The sequence below is a fragment of the Nocardioides sp. NBC_00368 genome (assembly GCF_036090055.1).
Taxonomy (GTDB): domain Bacteria; phylum Actinomycetota; class Actinomycetes; order Propionibacteriales; family Nocardioidaceae; genus Nocardioides.
Genome location: NZ_CP107970.1, coordinates 2,919,088 through 2,936,329, shown reverse-complemented (window position 1 = coordinate 2,936,329; position 17,242 = coordinate 2,919,088). Strand labels below are relative to the sequence as shown.

The following is a 17,242-nucleotide window of genomic DNA, read 5'->3' as shown; positions in this document are numbered from 1 at the left end:
ACACCGCCTGGACAGCGTTCGGCGTCGGAATCCCGAGCCGCCATCACCCCCTGCGGAAAGCGTCGAGTATTTCGCCCATCCAACGGCTGATACCTGCGGAGTCGGCGTCCGCATCGCGGCCAGGAAACCGCGCCGGCCCTGCTCATGGCCGGTATTCCACCGGGTTTCCGACGGGTGTGGAACAGCGGCCATCGATGCTGATGTGACGCTCGACACAGGTGCGGACGGGCCCTTCACTGAAGCGATCCCGAGTCGGCAGACCGCTGCCGACACGGTCGGCATCGCCATCACGCCGAACTCGCATCAGGAGGACACGCATGATCACCAGGGACGGCAAGAACTACTTCATCGTCGACGGCCACATCCACATCTGGGACGGCTCGGACGAGAACTGCCTGAACGACTACGGCAAGGGCTGGACCCAGTGCTTCTTCGACTACCACAACGGGCTCTCCCCCGAGGAGGAGAAGTGGTCGAAGGAGCGCTTCGCGAAGATCGAGAAGGAGGACGTCGTCAAGGACGTCCTCGACAACGGCGGCGTCGACGTCGCGATCTTCAACCCGACGGTCCTCGGCGCGTTCTATAGGACCGGCTTCCGCCGCGAGAAGGAGGCGCTCGAGCTGGTCGAGGAGAACCCGGGCAGGTTCATCCTCAACACCTCGTGGGACCCACGCTTCGGTGAGGAAGGTCTCGAGCTGCTCGAGAAGGAGGCTTCCGAGCGGAAGATCCAGGGCGTCAAGCTCTACACCGCGGAGTGGCAGGGCGACTCCCGTGGCTACTCGCTCACCGATCCGATGGCCTACCGCTACCTGGAGAAGTCCCAGGAGCTCGGCATCAAGAACATCCACATCCACAAGGGCCCCACGGTCTGGCCGCTCGACCGGGATGCCTTCGATGTCCACGACGTCGACCACGTGGCCACCGATTTCCAGGACCTCAACTTCATCGTCGAGCACATCGGCCTGCCCAGGCTCGAGGACTTCTGCTGGATCGGCACCCAGGAGCACAACGTCTACGCCGGCATGGCGGTCGCGATGCCGTTCGTCCATGCCAAGCCCCGCTACTTCGAGCAGATCATGGGCGAGCTCCTCTACTGGCTCGGCGAGGACAAGATCTGCTTCGGCAGCGACTACGCGATCTGGACCCCGCGCTGGCTGGTCGAGAAGTTCCTCGACTTCCAGTTCTCCGAGGGCAGCGAGTACGACGCCATCACCGACGTCCAGAAGGCCAAGGTCCTCGGCCTCAACGCCGCGCGCCTGTACGACATCGAGGTCCCGGAGGACGTCGTCGGAGTCGCAGAGGTGGACGTCCTCGCCGAGGTCGTGGCCTGATGTCGACCGCGTCCGACGTCCTCGCGGCGCTGGATGAGGTGCACGACCCCGAGGTCGACCGCTCGGTGACTGACATGGGGTTCATCCGCTCCGTCACCGAGGAAGGCGGTCGGGTGCGCATCGTCATGCAGCTGCCGACGTACTTCTGTGCGCCGAACTTCACCTGGCTGATGGTGGACGACGTACGTCAGGCGGCGGAGCGCGTCGTCGGAAAGGGTGCGGTCACCGTCTCCGTCGAGGACCACTTCGAGTCGGAGCGGATCCAGTCCGGCGTGCAGAGCAGGGGCGGGTTCATGACCGCGTTCCCCAGCGAGGCGGAGGGCGACCTCGAGGACCTGCGCGACCACTTCCGGCGCAAGACCCTGCTGATCCGCCAGGAGCAGGTCTGTCGCCAGCTGGAGGAGATCGGTGTCGACGCCGAGAGTCTGGTCGACCTCGTGCTGGGAGACGTCGCCCGCCTCGAGCTTCCCGGTCTCGGGAAGTACCTGACCACGCGAGAGGAGCTCGGGGTCGGTTGCCGCCACGACGACCCCTTCCTCATCGCCGCCGATGGCCGTCCGGTGGGCCCGGAGCAGGTCCGGGCCCACCGGCGGTCTGCTCGGGTGATGGCCGTGTCCTTCGAGGGCAACGGTCATCTCTGCAAGGCGCTGCTCGCGGAGCGCTACCCCTCAGAACTCACCGTCGTCACCGAAGGAGAAGTGGCATGAAGGCCGCCCGGCTCTACACCTATGACTCGAAGCTGGTCCTCGAGGACGTGCCCAAGCCCCGGATCACCGGGCCGCACGACGTGGTGATCAAGGTGGGCGCCGCGGGCGTGTGCCGAACGGACCTCCATGTGATCGAGAAGGTCTGGAAGGACACGCTCGACACCGAGGGCACGCTCCTGCCGTTCATCCTCGGCCACGAGAACGCGGGCTGGGTCGACGAGGTCGGCTCGGCGGTCACCACGGTGGCGCCCGGCGACACGGTGATCCTCCACCCGCACATCACCTGTGGCGTCTGCGCGGGGTGCCGCCGCGGAGAGGACATGTACTGCGAGACGGCCGGATTCCCGGGGCTCGCGATGGACGGCGGGTACGCCGAGTACATGCTCACGAACGAGCGCGCCTGCATCAAGCTCGATCCGAGCCTCCAGCCGGTCGACGTCGCGCCGCTCGCGGATGCCGGCATCACCGCGTACCGGGCCGTCAAGAAGGCCGTACCCCGGCTCCAGGCCGGCACCAAGACGGTGGTGATCGGAGCCGGCGGCCTGGGCCACATCGCGATCCAGTCGCTCAAGGCGCTCAGCCCCACCGAGATCGTGGTCGTCGACACAAACCCCGACGCCCTCGAGCTCGCGAAGCAGATCGGTGCGGACATCACCGTCGATGCAGGCGAGGGCGACGTCGTCGAGGCGGTCAAGGACCTCGCCGGAGGAGACGGGGTCGAGGCCGTCATCGACTTCGTCGCCGAGCACGGCACCACCGACCAGGGCCCGAACATGCTGCGCCAGGGCGGGACCTACTACGTCGTCGGATACGGCGGCAACGTCAACGTGCCGGCCCTGCAGGTCATCTTCAGCGAGATCAGCGTCGTCGGCAGCCTCGTCGGCAACTACACCGAGCTCTCCGAGCTGATGGAGCTGGCCGCGGCCAAGAAGGTCACCCTCCACTCCCAGATCTACCCCCTCGACGACGCCAACGTCGCGCTCGACGACCTGCACCACGGACGGGTGCGCGGTCGGGCCGTCCTCATCCCCTGACCCCGGACCTCCGCACGACAAACGGAAGGAAAAACCATGTCCACAACCATCACCCCGGAATCCCGGGAGGACACTCGCGGGGACTCGTCCGGCGAGTTCCCCAAGGGCCGCGGCCCGATCGACTGGAACGGCGGCTGGCGCTGGATGTTCATCGGGAGCTTCCTGCTCGCCGGATCGTTCATCGGGCTGCGGATCTACCAGCAGAAGTTCGCCTGGTACAAGGAGTACGGCCTGGATGCGGCCAGCGATGGCTTCCGGACGTACTGGTTCAACCTGTTCCTCGGCGAGCTGGTCGTCGTCACGATCGTGACGCTCGTCTGGTGGGGATGGCTGATCAAGTCGGGCCAGAACCTCGCCGCCAAGGCAGAGGCCCGGCCGATCAGCAAGGCCGAGGAAGTACGTCGCATCGCGGTCTTCTGGGGCCTGATCGGCGCCACCTCGCTGACGCTCTACTTCATGGCGAGCTTCTTCCCGAACCAGGACGGTGTCTGGCACCAGACCGCTGTTCGCGACACCGCCCTCACCCCCAGCCACATCGTCATGTTCTTCTGGGCCTTCCCGCTCGGCATCACGATGACGGTGGGCACCTACCTCTACGGGCGTACCCGCCTGCCGAAGGTCTACTCGCCTGACAAGGGCTTCCCCTGGTCCTTCTTCCTCCTCATCTCCGCCTCCGTCACCGAGATGATGCAGGTCGCGATGAACGAGTGGGGCCACAGCCTCTGGATCACCGAAGAGATCTTCGCCGCTCCGTTCCACTGGCCCTTCGTCACCTACGGCTGGCTGGCGTCCGGCATCTTCGCCCTCTGGGCAGAGTCCCTGGGTCGGCTGCTCCAGATCGAGGACGAGATCGAAGAGGAACGACAAACCGTAGCGACCTCGGATCCCGCGATCGCCTGACCAGTGGACCGTCCACATCCCCAAACCAAGGAGCCCTCATGAGTGCCACAGCTTTGGCGCCGGAGTCCGAGGAGCGTACGCAAGCACTGCGGAAGCTGCTCAACCGCCGTTACACCTTCATCGACCGTAAGTGGGACATCGTCTTCTGGGTCACGGCCGCCTTCGTGGTCGCCGCCGCAGCCGACATCACCAAGCTCCTGTTCGCAGGAGACTGGGACTTCTGGACGGACTGGAAGGACCGTCAGTGGTGGCCGATGGTGACCCCGTTCGCCGTCATCATCATCCCCTCGGCCCTGCAGTACATCCAGTGGCTCGCCTGGCGCATGCCCACGGGTGCCGTCTACACCGCCATCAGCATGACGATCGCGTCCTGGATCGGCCGCATCTTCAACTGGGACATGTTCGGCGGGTTCCCGCTGGCGTTCGTCTGGCCGGTGATGATCCTGGCTGCCGCCATCTGGCTGGACTGGGTCCTGCTGAAGACGAAGAGCTTCGTGCTCACCTCGCTGATCGGAGCGTTCGGCTTCGCGCTGATCCTCTGGTTCACGAACTACACGGTGCTCGCGCCGTACCTGCAGCCGATCGACTGGATGGGCCTGCACGTCACCGTCGCCGACGTCCAGGGCATCGAGTACGTCCGTGGTCAGACACCCGAGTACCTCCGCATGATCGAGCACGGGTCGCTCCGCACCTTCCTCGGTGAGACCCAGTACGTCTCGCTGGCGTTCGGGGCCACTCTCGCCGTCGCCGGCTACTGGGTCGGACAGGCCATCGGTCGCGGACTTGCCATCTGGCCCATCGGCCGCTTCATCAAGCGGTTCTGAGAGGAGTACGACATGCGTAGCAAACTGAAGTACATCGGAGCGGTGTTGGCCGCTGCCGTCGCCGTCGTGCTCGCGCTGCCGCCGGCACCGGCGTCGGCTCACGGAGAGACGGCCCAGGAGGCCTTCCTCCGGATGGGCACGGTCGCCTTCTGGGACGTGAAGTACTCGGCCGAGAAGGTCGCCCAGGGTGAGGAGCTCACCATCACGGGCACCGCGAAGATCCTCGAGACCTACCCTGAGCAGCTCGCGGAGCCGAAGCTCGGCTTCATCGGTGTGATCGCCCCGGGCCCGACCGTCGTCATCAAGGAGCGCACCGTCAACGGCGCGCCCGCGCCGATGGCGATCGAGATCGAGAAGGGCGGCGTCTACCAGTTCAAGATGGTGCTCCAGGGGCGCCGGGTCGGTCACTGGCACGTGCATCCCATCTTCGGCATCCATGGAGCGGGCTCGCTCATCGGCCCGGGGCAGTACGTCGACGTGACGGAGTCCGCCGGCGGCTTCACCAACGAGGTCAAGCTGCTGAGCGGGAAGACGGCCGACCTCGAGAACATCGGCATGGGTGGCGTCACCTTCTGGAACGTCATCTGGCTGGTGATCGGGTTCGCCTGGCTCCTCTACTGGATCGTCCCGAAGCCGACCGTCACACGTCTGCCGGTGACGAGCCAGATCCCGCTCAACACCGACGGTGGGGCGTACGGGCTGATCACCAAGAAGGACCACCGCGTCATGAACATCATGATGGGCGCGACCATCGCCCTGGTGGTGGGAGGCATGGTGTGGCAGGCGCAGGCCTACCCGGACAAGATGCCGCAGCAGGTGCTCCACTTCGCCCCGGAGGATGCGGTGGTCGATGCCAAGTTCGTCACCGCGGATGCGTCCGATGGGGCGTTCGACCCGGCGACGGACACCGTGACGGCCAAGGTGAAGGTGACGAACACGGGAACCTCGCCGGCGTCGGTGGAGTCGTTCATGACGAGCACGCTCACCTTCCCGGTGGCCGAGGCGGGGAGTGAGGGGCGGTCCGTCCAGATCTCGCCGGCCACGCCGATCGCCCCCGGCGAGACGCGCGAGCTGACGATGAGCATCACGGACGAGGTGTGGGCCAAGGAGCGGCTCATGCCGGTCGGCGAGTCGCGCATGCAGCTCACCGGCGTGCTGCGCCTCCAGGACGAGGCCGGCCACGAGAACTTCGTGACCATCCAGAGCTTCGTCACTCCGTCGGCCATGGCCTGACGGAACACGTTCACCCGGTGGTGCCGTTCTCCCTCGGCACCACCGGGTTTCCACCCTTGAACCAGGAGTGCACACCATGACCATCCCGAAAATTCTGCCGATGCACGGGGGCGGCACGAGCTCCATGGACATGCTGATCGGGCTCGGCCCGGTCATCCTCGGAGGGCTGTTGATCGGCATCTTCGTGCTGATGCTCTCGATCGACATGTCGGGCACGTCGAAGCGGCGCTACCAGTCCGGCTACCGCGATGAGCGGCCGACGGGTGCGCGACTGCTCTTCAGCGGTAAGTACTTCGAGCTCGAAGAGCTCCTCAAGCGAGATGCCGAGGAGCCCACCCGGACCCGGGAGACCGTGCCCGCAGACCAGGCGGACGGGAAGTGACCGGCATGAGAAGCCACCCTGCGGTGGATGAGTCGCCGACGGGCTGGCGAGCGTTCGATGCCGCGATCGAGCGCGGAGCGGTCGCCGGCAGTTTGTCGGCCCTGGTCATCATCGCGCTGCTCGCCCTGGCCGGCGCGGTCCAGGGAGTCGGTGCGGCGACTCCCTTCTACGCGATCGTCTCGATCCTGTCGCCGGGTGCCCTCGAGGTGTCGCAAGCCGCGACGGCGGCCGGCGAGGCAGCACCCTTCTTCCAGCAGGAGTTCGTCGGCGGACTGGGGATCTGTGTGGTCCTCGGTGGCGTGAGCGGAGCGATCTTCTCGCTCGGCACGCGCAACCACCGGGTCACCGGACGTGCCCTGTACGTCGTCGCCGCGCTGCACGGCGTCATCCTCATGTGCTTCTTCTATCTGGTCTGCCTCCAGGTCGTCGGGACGGTGGTGGGCGCGCTACCGGAGGCCTCGAGCCTGAGCAACCTGATCGGCTGGCCGTGGATGGTCGGGATCCACCTCGTGCACGGTCTCGTCCTCGCCCTCGTCATCAGCAGCCGTCTGGTGGCCAATGAACGCCGTCTCGGAAGGAACCACCACTCATGATCAGCGCACGCCTCACCCTTGCCGTCGCGACGCTCCTCGCCGCCTCGGCTCTCAGCGGATGCGGAGCGGAGACCTCCACCGCGGCGGAGGCGGACCACGCCGGACACGGTTCGACTCAGACCGCGGAGCCCTCGGGGACTACCACGCCCTCGCCGCCGGATGCCCCGACGGCGAGCTCGCGGCCGACGGGTGATGTCATCCGGATCGAGATCGTGGCCGGGAAGCTCTCCCCGCCGGCCCACGTCGAGCGCGTCGCTCTCGGCGAGTCGGTGACGCTCGCCGTCACCAGCGACGTCGCGGACGAGGTGCATGTGCACGGCTACGACGCGCACGTCGATCTCGTGGCCGGTCAGGAGGGCGCGCTCACCTTCACCGCCGACATCCCGGGCCGTTTCGAGGTGGAGCTGGAGGGAGCGGGTGCGCTGCTCGTCGAGCTCGAGGTGAAGTGATGATCCTGACACACGGGCTGGGTGGCCGCTCGGATCTTCCGATCCCGGTCTGGGTCGCCCTGTACGTCGCGGTGGGGGTCCTGCTGTTCTCCTTTCTCGCGCTCGGCCTGCTGTGGCGCTCGAGCAGGTTCGCGACCGAGGACGGGGTCGCGCTCCCGCGGTGGGTACAGGTCGCGGTGGGGGAGCGGGCCTCACGGCTCGCACAGGCGGTCGCGCTGGCCGGGACCGTGGTGTTCCTCGCGGTCGCCTGGTTCGGTCCGGCCAGCGTGGCGACGAACCCGGCTCCCACCTGGCTCTACGTGTGGGTGTGGGTCGGTCTGGTGCCGTGCTCGCTTCTCCTGGGGCCGATCTGGCGGTTCCTCAACCCGGTGCGGGCACTGGCACGGTTGCTGAGCCGGTTCGTGCCGTCCCGCCTACGACAGGCCGGGCTTCCGGCGGGTGCGGGGCGATGGCCGGCCGTCGTCTCGCTGGGCGTGTTCCTGTGGCTGGAGCTCGTCTTCGACCACTCCGACGAGCCGCGGGTGGTGGCCGGGTTCGTGACCGCGTACGTCCTCGTGCACGGGATCGGCGGTGCGGTGGCCGGTCCGCGGTGGTTCGACGCCGCCGACGGCCTGGAGGTCTATTCGGCGACCATCGGACGGCTGGCGCCGTGGGGGCGCTCGGCGGAGGGCGAGGCGGTGCTTCGCCACCCGCTGGCCGGTCTCGCCGCCATGCCGGTCCCGCCGGGGCAGCTCGCCGTGCTCTGCACGCTGCTCGGGTCGACGGCCTTCGACGGGGTGACCCGGACCTCGTTCTGGGGCGACCTGACCCGCGACCTCGTCGGACCCGGCTATCTGATCACCGGCACCCTCGGCCTGGTCGCCGCCGTCCTGCTCGTCGCCGGGGCCTACCAGCTCGCGATGCGGGCCACCGATGCCTTCTCGAGGTATGCCGACGGGACGTCACGGGCCTTCGCGCACACCTTGGTGCCCATCATCGTCGGTTACACCGTGGCCCACTACTTCTCGTTCGCGGTCTTCCAGGGTCAGGTCGGCGCGATCCTGGCCTCCGATCCGTTCGGGCGGGGATGGGACCTCTTCGGCTCGGCGCAGTCGTCGATCGACTACCTGGTCGTCTCACCCCGGACGATCGCCGTCGTTCAGCTCGCCGCGGTCGTCTGTGGACACGTCGTCGGCGTCGTGGCGGCTCACGACCGCTCGCTCGAGGAGCTCCGTCCGCGATCGGTTGCCGTGGGGCAGCTGCCGTACCTCCTGTTGATGGTCGGTCTGACCTCGACAGGTCTCGTTCTCCTGATGGGACTGTGAGAAATGATGATCACGCCGTTGCACATCGTCGACTACCTGTGGGTGTTCCCGATGGTGGCCATCGCGCTCGTCGCCGGCCTCTACGCCTGGCTCAAGGCGCCGTCGCCCGGCGAGCGTGAGAAGCGCACCGACGGGGACGGGGCGAACTGAGGTCAGGCGCCGGGCTCGATGTTGTAGGCCTTGATCTTGCGGTAGATCGAGGCCCGGGACATGCCGAGCGCCTCGGCGGCGCGCGCCTTGTCCCAGTCGCAGGCGCGCAGCGACTCCACGATGGCGTCCCGGGTCATCCATTCCAGCGGGGTGAGCCGATACCGCAGCCCGCTGCCGAAGTCTGCCGGCAGGTGCTGCTCGCGCAGGACGGAATCGGTCGCCGAGGGGATCATGGTGGTGACCAGCTCGACGACCTCGGCGAGGTTCCCCGGCCACGGTTCGCGGATCAGGCGGGTGAGCAGCTCGGGGGAGACCGAGGTGACACGTCCGCGGCTCAGCCGGCGAACCATGTCGGGCAGCAGGACGCGTAGGTCCTGGACGCGTGCCCTCAGCGGGGGAAGGGCGATCATCGGGATGCCGGCGGCGGCCAGGTCGCCCTCGGCCTCCTCGGATCCCTCGGCGCTCTTGTGATGCCTGCGCGTGGTGAAGGTGAGCCAGCCGCTGGCCGAGGGTAGATCCATGCTGCTGACCAGCTCCGCGAGACGTCCCGACGCCAGTCCGTCGGCGTCGCGGACGATGACGGGACGACCATCGGCGAGATGCTCGCCGACCGAGCCGAGCTTGGCCTCGATGTCGTCGTCACCGCAGTCGATGACGACGACCGTACGCCCCGGGAACTCGCGCGTCGCGATGTCCTGGATGAGGGTGCGCTTGCCGGTGCCGGGCTCGCCGACGAGACACACCGGCAGGCGGGCGGCCGCCATGCGGCCGACCATGGCCATCGGGCCGAGGACCAGCGGGCTGAGCTGGTGGGCTCCGCGGGGCTGGGCCGGGCTCGACTGCTGGATCGGCGGCGCCGGAGCGGAGGAAGGGATCTCGACGATCGCGCCGTCGAGTCGGCCGTAGGGCGAGCGGAGGGCACGCACGGTCAGGGTGGTGGCGTACTCGGTGCCGGACATGAGGGAGATCTCGGCGCGGTCGGAGCTGCCGAGCGCGTCCACAGTCAGCGCCCACAGCTCGGGTCGCCCCAGTCCGCCGATGCGGGTGGCCGCGGTGGCGGATCCGATGAACGCCTCGTCGCTGACGGCGATGATGCGGTCCTCGGCGGCCCGGCTGCTGCGCAGATACTCCTCCAGCAGCGACCGAGCACCTCGGCTCGACATGGTGAGCAGACTGTCCTCGATCGAGGCGCCGGCCTGTCGGACCAACGCCGTGAGCGCGGGATGCGCACGGTCCGCCCAGGTGGTGATGTCCAGGACGCCGAGCTGGCGGCGGGTGATGGGGTCGCGCACGGGAACGCCGACGCAGGCGAACACCTGGAGCTGCTCGTTGAAGTGCTCGGCACCTCGCACGAGGGCGGTCGACCTGTCCTCGAGAGCGGTGCCGATGCCGTTGGTGCCGGCGTACTTCTCGGCGTAGCTGAACCCCGGAGCGAGCAGCGCGCGGTCGAGCTGTCCCTCGAGGCAGGGCTCGCCGGAGTGGCGCAGCAGCACCTTGCCGGTGCTGTCGCCGAGGATGAGCGTCAGCGGGCTGCCGTCGATATCGTTCTGGACCTTCTCGATGACGGGGCGGGCGGCGCGGACCAGCCTGGTCGAGAGGTTGAGGTTGTCGTCGTAGGGCAGGTCGAGACGGTCGCCGAGCGCCTGGCTGTCGTAGGAGCGACGCCAGGAGGCGAGGATCCCGTCGCGGACCCCGGCATCGGGGTCGGTCGATGCTCGTTCCTTGAGCCGTTCGAGGGAGTGCGTCAGCACGTCGGACCAGCTCGGCATGGCACTGGGCATGGGCTTTCTCGATTCTGCCTAAGCCTGTCTCAATGTGAGACCCATCACACTAGTCCGGTTTGCTTTGATCAAGGACAGGTAATCGGCGGGTTACTTCTACACCGGAGGAAACCATGATGGAAACAACCAGCCTGGACGCAGTCGAAGGCATTCCTGCACAGAGCACCACCCAGATCCCGGGACAGATTCCGGCGCAGAAGAGAGTCCTCAACTCCGCGATCCACATCGCCAATACGCTCGCGATCATCTCCGAGAATCCGATGGGGGTGTCGGCCAAGGTGTTGGCCCGTCGCCTCGAGCAGAGCCTGTCGACCACCTACTACGCGCTGCAGACGCTGACGGACGTGGGGATGATCGAGCATTCGCCGACGACGTCGGGTCTGTACACCCTCGGTCCGCAGATCGCCGCTCTGTACCGCGGCTACGTCGCCAACCGGACGCAGCCGGAGCGACTCGCGGCGGTGCTGCAGGATCTGCGCGACGAGACCCGCGCGCGGGCCTACCTCGGCTGGTGGAAGCAGGGCGATCTGGAGATCGCGGACACCCGAGGACGCCGGGGCGCGGCGGAGCTGCGTGACATCTCGGCGGGTTACCGCGGTGGTGCGCACGCCCTCGCCCTCGGCAAGGTCATGCTGGCCTCGATCGGCTTCGATCGCTGGCCCGACTACCTGCGGGAGCCGCGACTGCGGCGGTTCACCGATCACACCCTCGACACCCCCGACCGGCTGCGTCGCGAGGTGCTGCGGATGCGAGAGGCGGGGTTCGCGACCGATGTGGACGAGTACGAGCTGGGCGTCTCCTGCGTGGCGGCCCCGGTGCGTGACAGCGCCGGACGGGTGATCGCGGGTCTGGGCGTTTCCGTCTCGTCGCGTCGTTTCCTGGACGAGCGTGAGCAGCTGGAGCTGGCGGTCAGGCGGGCAGCCCGCGACGCGACCCGGATGTACGTCGAGCTCGACCCGCTCACGGCCATGGTGTACGAGCGAGCCAGGGCATGACGTACCGGCTGCCGGTTGCCGCGCTGGCGGCCCTGTCACTGTGGGCAGCGACCTCGTGTGGTGCCTCAGACACCGCGCCCGACACCGGCGAGACAGAGGTCGGGGTCGCCGGATGGGGTGATGGTCTCGTCGACCATCAGGCGGGTTACCGGCTCTCCGAGGTCCGGGCCGAGGGCGCACGGGCCGACCGGATCCGGTTCGAGCTCGAGAGCGGGCAGGCACAGGTCGGCGAGCTCACCTCGTGGTACTGGTCGGCCGACCTGCGCTACTTCGAGCGGGCCGCCGCACGGCCGACCCGGGACGGTGGCTGGGAGGCGGTGTTCCCGGAGGGCCTTGGCGGCCCGGGCCATCTCGTGGTGGCCTTCGACACCGGTGAGGACGAGGTCGGTGACCTCGTCCTCGGCACCGACCTGGTCGCACCAGCCGCGCAACGCCGGCCGACGGAGGTTCCTGTCGCCGACGGGGACGTGCAGAAGGTCGGCACGTACGACGTGGCGCTGTCGGGTGATCTGCTGCTCGCCCAGCCCTCGACGCTCATGCTGTCGGTGACCTCGGCCGGAACGCAGGTCGAGTACGACGAGGCGGAGGTCGCCGCCGTCAGCATCGCCAGCGGCGCCTTCGTTCGGTTCGAGACGGGGCCGGACGGGACGTTCAGCGGCACGCCGTCCTCGCCAGGACGGTTCCGTCTCAAGGTGGACCTCACGGTCGCGGGCCAGCCGGTGCACGCGCTGTTCGAGCGGACCGCCTTCGGCTGATCACCGGTGGCTCAGAGCATCGCGCCCGGATTCAGGATGCCGCGTGGGTCGAACACGGACTTGATCTGCTCCTGGAGCGCAACCACCTCGGGAGTGAGCTCACGGCGCATGCCCCCACGCTTGAGCCGCCCCACGCCGTGCTCGCCGGAGATCGTCCCGCCGTGTGCGAGCGCGAGGTCGATCAACTCGTCGAAGGCGGCCCGAGCCCGGTCCGCGGCCGCGTGATCGCCGCGCTCCGTCACGATCAGCGGGTGCAGGTTGCCGTCGCCCGCGTGAGCGATCGTCGCGATCGTCACCTCGCGTCGTTCGGCGACGAGGCGAACGGCCTCCAGGACGTCGGCGAGCGTGGAGACAGGGACGCAGATGTCCTCCGTCAGCACGTCGCCCAGCCGTTCGACGGAGGGATAGGCGAGACGACGGATCCCGAACAGCTCCTCGGCCTCGCGCGGATCGCTCGACCGGGTCGACCAGGTCGCGCCTGCGGCGTCGAACCGGGCGAGGACCGCCGCGGCCTCGGCCTCGCCGGCTGCGGCTGACGTATCGATCCTGGCGATCAGTACGGCGGCATCCAGGTCGCCCGTCCTGTGCCAGGTGTCGATCGCGCGCAGGGTGGCATGGTCCAGGAGCTCCAGCGCGGCCGGGGTCAGCCCGGCGGCTCGTACCGCTGCGACGGCGCATCCGGCGGAACGCAGGGAGGGAAAGCCGGCGACCACGGTGCGGGCCTGCGTCGAGAGCGGACGCAACCGCAACGTGGCCTCCGTGATGACACCGAGCGCGCCTTCGGAGCCGACCAGGAGCCCGGCGATGTCGAGCCCGACGACCCCCTTCGCCGTGCGGCGTCCGGCCCGGTGGAGACGGCCCCGCCCGTCGACGAACTCGAGGGCCATGACGTAGTCACGAGTGACGCCGTACTTCGCGCAACAGAGCCCACCGGCGTTGGTGGCGACGTTGCCGCCGATCGTCGACCACTCGGCGCTCGCCGGGTCCGGCGGGTACCAGAGCCGGTGCCGGGCCGCCTCGTCACGGAGGGCATCGCTGGTGAGCCCGGGGCCGACCACGGCGTAGCGCTCGGTGGCGTTGATCTCGACGATGCCGTCCAGGTGCTCGGTGCTCAGGACGATGCCCCCGTCGACAGCGTTCGCGGCACCGGTGAGCCCGGTGCCGGCGCCCCGGGTCACCACGGGCACCAACAGGTCATGACAGGCCCGTACCGTCGCCTGGACCTGGCTGGTGTGGCGCGGTCGCACCACCGCTGCGGGACGGCCGGCGGCGGCCCACGGAGCCCGATCGGTGCGGTAGCCGGCCATGATGTTCGGATCCGTCACCAGGATGTCCGCCGGGAGCAGCCTGCGCAGGGTGTCGATGGTCGTCGTGTCATCGCCGTCAGGTCGCATGCGCCGACGGTAGGACCACACGGGCGGCCGCTGGGCCGCCCGTAGGCGTCGTGATCTCGGTTTCCCGCATGGCGTGGAAGTTCGGGCCGGTTCGAAGGGTCACACCTGTCGAGCACGGCGCGAAGCCTCCTACGTTGCGACCAGGCCGGGACACCGGCGACGACACCCGAGAGGAAGAGCGATGATCTTCATCACCGCACGGTTCGCCGTGAAGCCCGAGCACGCCGACGACTGGATCGAGATCTCGCGCGCGTTCTCCGAGGCTACCCGCGCCGAGGAGGGCTGCCTCTGGTACGACTGGAGCCGCTCCGTCGACGATCCGAACCTCTACGTCCTGGTCGAGGCGTTCGTCGATGAGGCCGCCGGTGGCGTACACGTCGGTTCGGAGCACTTCCGCGAGGCCCAGCGGTCGCTGCCGCGATACCTCTCGCGGACCCCCGACATCGTCCACTTCCAGATCCCCCAGTCGGACTGGTCGGAGCTGGGTGAGCTCGCCGTCACGGCGTGAGGCTGCTCTTCGTGGTGGCGATCGCGGCCGTCACCACGGTCGGCCTGGCCGCAGACCGGGTCGTCGACGTCCGCAGCCAGGCATGGCTCGGGCTGGGATGCACGGCGCTGTTCGTCGTGGTGGCCTACCGGGCCGAGGTCCACGAACGGCGTCAGGCGCTCGGCGTGGTGGCGGTCGCGACGTTCTTCGAAGTGGTCGGTGCCCAGCTCTGGGGACTCTACGACTACCGGCTCGGCAACCTGCCGCTCTTCGTGCCCGCCGGGCACGGGCTGGTGTTCCTGACCGGGCTGCGCCTCAGTCAGGTGCCGTTCCTGCTCCGGCACCGAGGTGCGTTCATCCGGGCGACGGCGGTGGCGGCATCGGCCTGGGCCGCGCTCGGGGCCACCGGGCTGCTCGGGACACGCGACCTCTCCGGCGTGGTGGGCTCTGCGCTCGTCGTGGTCATGCTCGCCCGAGGCCGTCAGGCCGGTCTGTTCGCCGGCGTCTGGTGGTTCGTCGCCTACCTCGAGCTCTACGGCACCGCCATCGGAACCTGGACGTGGTCGCCGGTCGTACCCGGGCTGGGTCTGCCGGCGGGGAACCCGCCCAGCGGCGTCGCCTCGGGCTACGTCGTCTTCGACTGGTTGGCGGGTGCAGTGGTCGCGGGCACCACCCGCTTCGCGCGGGCGGTGGTGACTACCGGGTGAACCGATCCACGGCCATCCACGCCCGGAGAGCGGGCCTCATCAGGCGGCCTCTTCTCGTGGTGTGACGTGATCGGCGGGCAGCGTGGAGCCGGGCATCAGGGTCGGCTCGCAGTCGCATTCCTCACCGCACGCCAGGTAGATGTGTGCCGGGTGGCCGCATCGCGGGCACGGCAGGTCGTGTGACAGATGGAGCGAGTTGATCCGGACGACGTCCCACATGGCCGTGCCTCCTCTCCTGGTCTCTCGGGTACCCCAACCCATCACAGCTCACCCGCGAGGCCGGAGCGTCTCAGTTTGAGATCGGACGAAATCGGCGGTCGCCCGGTCGGCGGGGAAGAAGGTCTCGATCGCGATCTCGTCCAGGGTCACGTCGCGCGCGGCGCCGAAGACGGTCAGTGCATAGTGGAACGCCAGGTCGCCGCCGTCGGAGGCGAGGCGCATGGGCACCACCAGGTCGTTGTCGTCCGCCGAGGCAGTGAGGTCGGCACCGGAGGGCACCGGGTAGGACTCGATCTCGGCCAGCAGGTCGGCCAGGCCCTCGGCGGCGGTGCGCTCCAGCTGACGCCGGACCCGACGGACGGCGTGCGCCCGCCACTGGACGAAGTTGCGGATCCTCGGTGCCAGACCGTCGGGATGCAGCGTCGCGCGCAGCACGTTCACCGGCGGCTCGAGCAGCGACTCGTCGACGTCGCCGAGGAAGCGCTGCATGGACCGGTTGGCCGCCAGCAGCTCCCAGCGGACGTTGACGGCCAGCGCGGGATTGGGCTCGTGACCGGACAGCACCGTCTCCACCGCGGTCCTCGCGACACCCAGGTCGGGCAGCGGCCGTTCCCGGTACGCCGGGGCGAATCCCGCCGCCAGGTGCAGGGCGTTGCGGTCCCGCAAGGGGATGTCGAGCTCGACGCAGAGCCGCTCGATCATGTCGCGGCTCGGTCTGGCCCGTCCGGTCTCGATGAAGCTGAGGTGCCGCGCCGACAGCTCGGCGGCGATCGACACGTCCAGCTGGGAGCGGCGCCGCCGCTCGCGCCAGCGTCGTACCAGCTCACCCACAGGCACCTCCGCAGCCACCGTCATGTCGCTCAGGTTGCCGTCGGCAGGTGCGGATCACAACTACCTGGCAGGTAATCGACAGGCCGCCCGCGCCGGAGCCACCGTGGTGCGGTCAGTTCCCGAGACCGAGGAGAGCACCATGACCGAGACCATCGAGACGTACGTGAGGTTCTGGAACACCGAGCCCGGCGAGCCGCAGCGCCGGGTCGGTGCCCAGCTGTTCACCCCGGACGTCAGCTACGTCGCCCCGAACGCGGACCTCGTCGGCGTCGAGGCGCTCGTCGGGTTCACCCGGACGTTCGTCGAGAACGTCGGCGCCTACGAGTTCCTCGCCCGCGCCGAGCCGGAGACCCACCACGACCGGGCCCGTCTGGCGTGGGAGATCCGCGTCGGCGGGGCCTCTTTCGCCGAGGGCACCGACGTGCTCGTCACCGACGCGGACGGACGGATCACCGGCGTGACGACCTTCGTCGACCGTGCGCCGGTCGTCGCGGCCGAGCACCACGGTGGTGCGGCGTGAACCTGATCGAGATCCGTTGCCCTGTCGGCGCGCTGGACGGCGAGGACCGCGCCCAGCTCGCCGGTGACATCACCGCCGGACTGGTCGGCGACGAGCTCCCTGTGGAGGTCCCCGAGGAGACGATGAGGCGGGCGCGGGCGATGACCCATGTCGGATTCCTGGCGCTCAACGGCTGGACGACCGGTGACGGCCCCTGGCAGCCGGGCGCGACGCCTCCGTTGTGGATCACCATGACGGTGCCCGACCGCTGGCGGGACGAGACGGCACGGCACGCGATCGGCTGGTTCCGTCGTGCCGTACGCCGCCTCGACGCCCGGCACGGCTGGGAGAGGTCGGTCGGAGATCTGTGGATCGACGTGGCCGGTGTCCCCGACGGCAGCATCGGCCTCGACGGCAGGCCGGCCACGGCCGACGACGTGCTGGCGACGATGACCGCCGAGTTCCGAGCCCGGGCGGATGCCAGCGAGGCCGACCTGCCGGAGGGAGTGGTCGTCGACCCGATCTGTGGGATGACGGTCAAGCTCGGCAAGGGGGCGATCACCGTCGAGGACCACGGCGTCACCGTCGGCTTCTGTGCGCAGGCCTGCCGGGACGCGTACGTCAGGCAGGTGGTGTGACCAGGACGACACCGCGGCACCCATGACAT

At 68.8% G+C, this 17,242-nt stretch carries 21 protein-coding genes; 17 read left to right on the top strand and 4 right to left on the bottom strand.

Going from position 1 to position 17,242, the window contains the following annotated elements; genetic code table 11:
* Positions 1–317: 317 nt before the first annotated feature.
* The 11 genes from OG984_RS14055 (at position 318) to OG984_RS14005 (ending at position 8,907) form a co-directional block, all read left to right on the top strand.
* Positions 318–1,331, top strand: coding sequence for an amidohydrolase family protein (locus OG984_RS14055; protein ID WP_328532170.1), 1,014 nt, complete (start codon positions 318–320; stop codon positions 1,329–1,331).
* Entirely contained in the window at positions 1,331–2,038 is a 708-nt protein-coding gene (locus tag OG984_RS14050; RefSeq protein WP_328532169.1) for a metal-sulfur cluster assembly factor, read from the top strand. Before OG984_RS14055 ends, OG984_RS14050 begins: the two co-directional genes overlap by 1 nt.
* Positions 2,035–3,072, top strand: coding sequence for an NAD(P)-dependent alcohol dehydrogenase (locus OG984_RS14045; RefSeq protein ID WP_328532168.1), 1,038 nt, complete (start codon positions 2,035–2,037; stop codon positions 3,070–3,072). Before OG984_RS14050 ends, OG984_RS14045 begins: the two co-directional genes overlap by 4 nt.
* 36 nt (positions 3,073–3,108) lie before the next feature.
* Positions 3,109–3,972, top strand: coding sequence for a methane monooxygenase/ammonia monooxygenase subunit C (locus tag OG984_RS14040; protein ID WP_328532167.1), 864 nt, complete (start codon positions 3,109–3,111; stop codon positions 3,970–3,972).
* Positions 3,973–4,010: 38 nt separating this feature from the next.
* Positions 4,011–4,796, top strand: a complete 786-nt coding sequence (locus OG984_RS14035; protein ID WP_328532166.1) for a methane monooxygenase/ammonia monooxygenase subunit A — start codon at positions 4,011–4,013, stop codon at positions 4,794–4,796.
* Between the two features lie 12 nt (positions 4,797–4,808).
* Positions 4,809–6,029 (top strand): methane monooxygenase/ammonia monooxygenase subunit B, encoded by a 1,221-nt coding sequence (locus OG984_RS14030; RefSeq protein ID WP_328532165.1) that lies wholly within the window; start codon positions 4,809–4,811, stop codon positions 6,027–6,029.
* Between the two features lie 76 nt (positions 6,030–6,105).
* Positions 6,106–6,411, top strand: a complete 306-nt coding sequence (locus tag OG984_RS14025; RefSeq protein WP_328532164.1) for a hypothetical protein — start codon at positions 6,106–6,108, stop codon at positions 6,409–6,411.
* A gap of 5 nt (positions 6,412–6,416) precedes the next feature.
* A complete protein-coding gene (locus tag OG984_RS14020; RefSeq protein ID WP_328532163.1) occupies positions 6,417–7,004 on the top strand; it encodes a hypothetical protein in 588 nt (195 codons plus the stop codon).
* Positions 7,001–7,453 (top strand): hypothetical protein, encoded by a 453-nt coding sequence (locus tag OG984_RS14015; protein WP_328532162.1) that lies wholly within the window; start codon positions 7,001–7,003, stop codon positions 7,451–7,453. Before OG984_RS14020 ends, OG984_RS14015 begins: the two co-directional genes overlap by 4 nt.
* A complete protein-coding gene (locus OG984_RS14010) occupies positions 7,453–8,757 on the top strand; it encodes a hypothetical protein (protein WP_328532161.1) in 1,305 nt (434 codons plus the stop codon). The genes OG984_RS14015 and OG984_RS14010 overlap by 1 nt, the downstream gene beginning before the upstream one ends.
* A gap of 6 nt (positions 8,758–8,763) precedes the next feature.
* Positions 8,764–8,907, top strand: a complete 144-nt coding sequence (locus OG984_RS14005; protein WP_328532160.1) for a hypothetical protein — start codon at positions 8,764–8,766, stop codon at positions 8,905–8,907.
* 2 nt (positions 8,908–8,909) lie between these two features.
* Here OG984_RS14005 and OG984_RS14000 read toward each other — a convergent pair whose 3' ends face one another.
* On the bottom strand, positions 8,910–10,688 hold the full coding sequence (locus OG984_RS14000) for a sigma-54-dependent Fis family transcriptional regulator (RefSeq protein ID WP_328532159.1): 1,779 nt from the start codon (positions 10,686–10,688) through the stop codon (positions 8,910–8,912).
* A gap of 116 nt (positions 10,689–10,804) precedes the next feature.
* Between OG984_RS14000 and OG984_RS13995 the strand changes: the two genes are divergently transcribed.
* Both OG984_RS13995 and OG984_RS13990 read left to right on the top strand, forming a co-directional pair.
* A complete protein-coding gene (locus OG984_RS13995) occupies positions 10,805–11,683 on the top strand; it encodes an IclR family transcriptional regulator (RefSeq protein WP_328532158.1) in 879 nt (292 codons plus the stop codon).
* Positions 11,680–12,438 carry a hypothetical protein gene (locus OG984_RS13990; RefSeq protein ID WP_328532157.1) on the top strand — a complete coding sequence of 253 codons (759 nt, stop codon included), beginning with the start codon at positions 11,680–11,682 and terminating at the stop codon, positions 12,436–12,438. Before OG984_RS13995 ends, OG984_RS13990 begins: the two co-directional genes overlap by 4 nt.
* Positions 12,439–12,449: 11 nt before the next feature.
* Here OG984_RS13990 and OG984_RS13985 read toward each other — a convergent pair whose 3' ends face one another.
* On the bottom strand, positions 12,450–13,832 hold the full coding sequence (locus tag OG984_RS13985; RefSeq protein ID WP_328532156.1) for an FAD-binding oxidoreductase: 1,383 nt from the start codon (positions 13,830–13,832) through the stop codon (positions 12,450–12,452).
* A 181-nt stretch (positions 13,833–14,013) separates the two neighbouring features.
* Between OG984_RS13985 and OG984_RS13980 the strand changes: the two genes are divergently transcribed.
* Entirely contained in the window at positions 14,014–14,340 is a 327-nt protein-coding gene (locus OG984_RS13980; RefSeq protein ID WP_328532155.1) for a putative quinol monooxygenase, read from the top strand.
* Positions 14,337–15,026: a hypothetical protein gene (locus tag OG984_RS13975; protein ID WP_328532154.1), complete on the top strand. Its 690-nt coding sequence runs from the start codon at positions 14,337–14,339 to the stop codon at positions 15,024–15,026. Before OG984_RS13980 ends, OG984_RS13975 begins: the two co-directional genes overlap by 4 nt.
* Positions 15,027–15,065: 39 nt before the next feature.
* Here the strand turns inward: OG984_RS13975 and OG984_RS13970 are convergent, their stop codons facing one another.
* Both OG984_RS13970 and OG984_RS13965 read right to left on the bottom strand, forming a co-directional pair.
* Positions 15,066–15,245, bottom strand: coding sequence for a hypothetical protein (locus OG984_RS13970; protein ID WP_328532153.1), 180 nt, complete (start codon positions 15,243–15,245; stop codon positions 15,066–15,068).
* 48 nt (positions 15,246–15,293) lie between these two features.
* A complete protein-coding gene (locus OG984_RS13965) occupies positions 15,294–16,100 on the bottom strand; it encodes a helix-turn-helix domain-containing protein (RefSeq protein ID WP_328532152.1) in 807 nt (268 codons plus the stop codon).
* Between the two features lie 115 nt (positions 16,101–16,215).
* Here OG984_RS13965 and OG984_RS13960 point away from each other — a divergent pair, with 115 nt between their 5' ends.
* Positions 16,216–16,596, top strand: a complete 381-nt coding sequence (locus OG984_RS13960; protein WP_328532151.1) for an isomerase — start codon at positions 16,216–16,218, stop codon at positions 16,594–16,596.
* Positions 16,593–17,213: a hypothetical protein gene (locus tag OG984_RS13955; RefSeq protein ID WP_328532150.1), complete on the top strand. Its 621-nt coding sequence runs from the start codon at positions 16,593–16,595 to the stop codon at positions 17,211–17,213. The genes OG984_RS13960 and OG984_RS13955 overlap by 4 nt, the downstream gene beginning before the upstream one ends.
* Positions 17,214–17,242 lie beyond the last annotated feature (29 nt).

What these genes read in the sequence shown, in the direction of transcription:
- OG984_RS14015 (WP_328532162.1), top strand. Translation starts at nt 7,001, where the DNA reads ATGATCAGCGCACGCCTCACCCTTGCCGTCGCGACGCTCCTCGCCGCC.
- OG984_RS14020 (WP_328532163.1), top strand. Translation starts at nt 6,417, where the DNA reads ATGAGAAGCCACCCTGCGGTGGATGAGTCGCCGACGGGCTGGCGAGCG.
- OG984_RS14045 (WP_328532168.1), top strand. Translation starts at nt 2,035, where the DNA reads ATGAAGGCCGCCCGGCTCTACACCTATGACTCGAAGCTGGTCCTCGAG.
- OG984_RS13990 (WP_328532157.1), top strand. Translation starts at nt 11,680, where the DNA reads ATGACGTACCGGCTGCCGGTTGCCGCGCTGGCGGCCCTGTCACTGTGG.
- OG984_RS14005 (WP_328532160.1), top strand. Translation starts at nt 8,764, where the DNA reads ATGATCACGCCGTTGCACATCGTCGACTACCTGTGGGTGTTCCCGATG.
- OG984_RS13995 (WP_328532158.1), top strand. Translation starts at nt 10,805, where the DNA reads ATGGAAACAACCAGCCTGGACGCAGTCGAAGGCATTCCTGCACAGAGC.
- OG984_RS14010 (WP_328532161.1), top strand. Translation starts at nt 7,453, where the DNA reads ATGATCCTGACACACGGGCTGGGTGGCCGCTCGGATCTTCCGATCCCG.
- OG984_RS13985 (WP_328532156.1), bottom strand. Translation starts at nt 13,832, where the DNA reads ATGCGACCTGACGGCGATGACACGACGACCATCGACACCCTGCGCAGG.
- OG984_RS13960 (WP_328532151.1), top strand. Translation starts at nt 16,216, where the DNA reads ATGACCGAGACCATCGAGACGTACGTGAGGTTCTGGAACACCGAGCCC.
- OG984_RS14000 (WP_328532159.1), bottom strand. Translation starts at nt 10,688, where the DNA reads ATGCCCAGTGCCATGCCGAGCTGGTCCGACGTGCTGACGCACTCCCTC.
- OG984_RS14030 (WP_328532165.1), top strand. Translation starts at nt 4,809, where the DNA reads ATGCGTAGCAAACTGAAGTACATCGGAGCGGTGTTGGCCGCTGCCGTC.
- OG984_RS14035 (WP_328532166.1), top strand. Translation starts at nt 4,011, where the DNA reads ATGAGTGCCACAGCTTTGGCGCCGGAGTCCGAGGAGCGTACGCAAGCA.
- OG984_RS14050 (WP_328532169.1), top strand. Translation starts at nt 1,331, where the DNA reads ATGTCGACCGCGTCCGACGTCCTCGCGGCGCTGGATGAGGTGCACGAC.
- OG984_RS13970 (WP_328532153.1), bottom strand. Translation starts at nt 15,245, where the DNA reads ATGTGGGACGTCGTCCGGATCAACTCGCTCCATCTGTCACACGACCTG.
- OG984_RS14025 (WP_328532164.1), top strand. Translation starts at nt 6,106, where the DNA reads ATGACCATCCCGAAAATTCTGCCGATGCACGGGGGCGGCACGAGCTCC.
- OG984_RS14040 (WP_328532167.1), top strand. Translation starts at nt 3,109, where the DNA reads ATGTCCACAACCATCACCCCGGAATCCCGGGAGGACACTCGCGGGGAC.
- OG984_RS13965 (WP_328532152.1), bottom strand. Translation starts at nt 16,100, where the DNA reads ATGACGGTGGCTGCGGAGGTGCCTGTGGGTGAGCTGGTACGACGCTGG.
- OG984_RS14055 (WP_328532170.1), top strand. Translation starts at nt 318, where the DNA reads ATGATCACCAGGGACGGCAAGAACTACTTCATCGTCGACGGCCACATC.
- OG984_RS13980 (WP_328532155.1), top strand. Translation starts at nt 14,014, where the DNA reads ATGATCTTCATCACCGCACGGTTCGCCGTGAAGCCCGAGCACGCCGAC.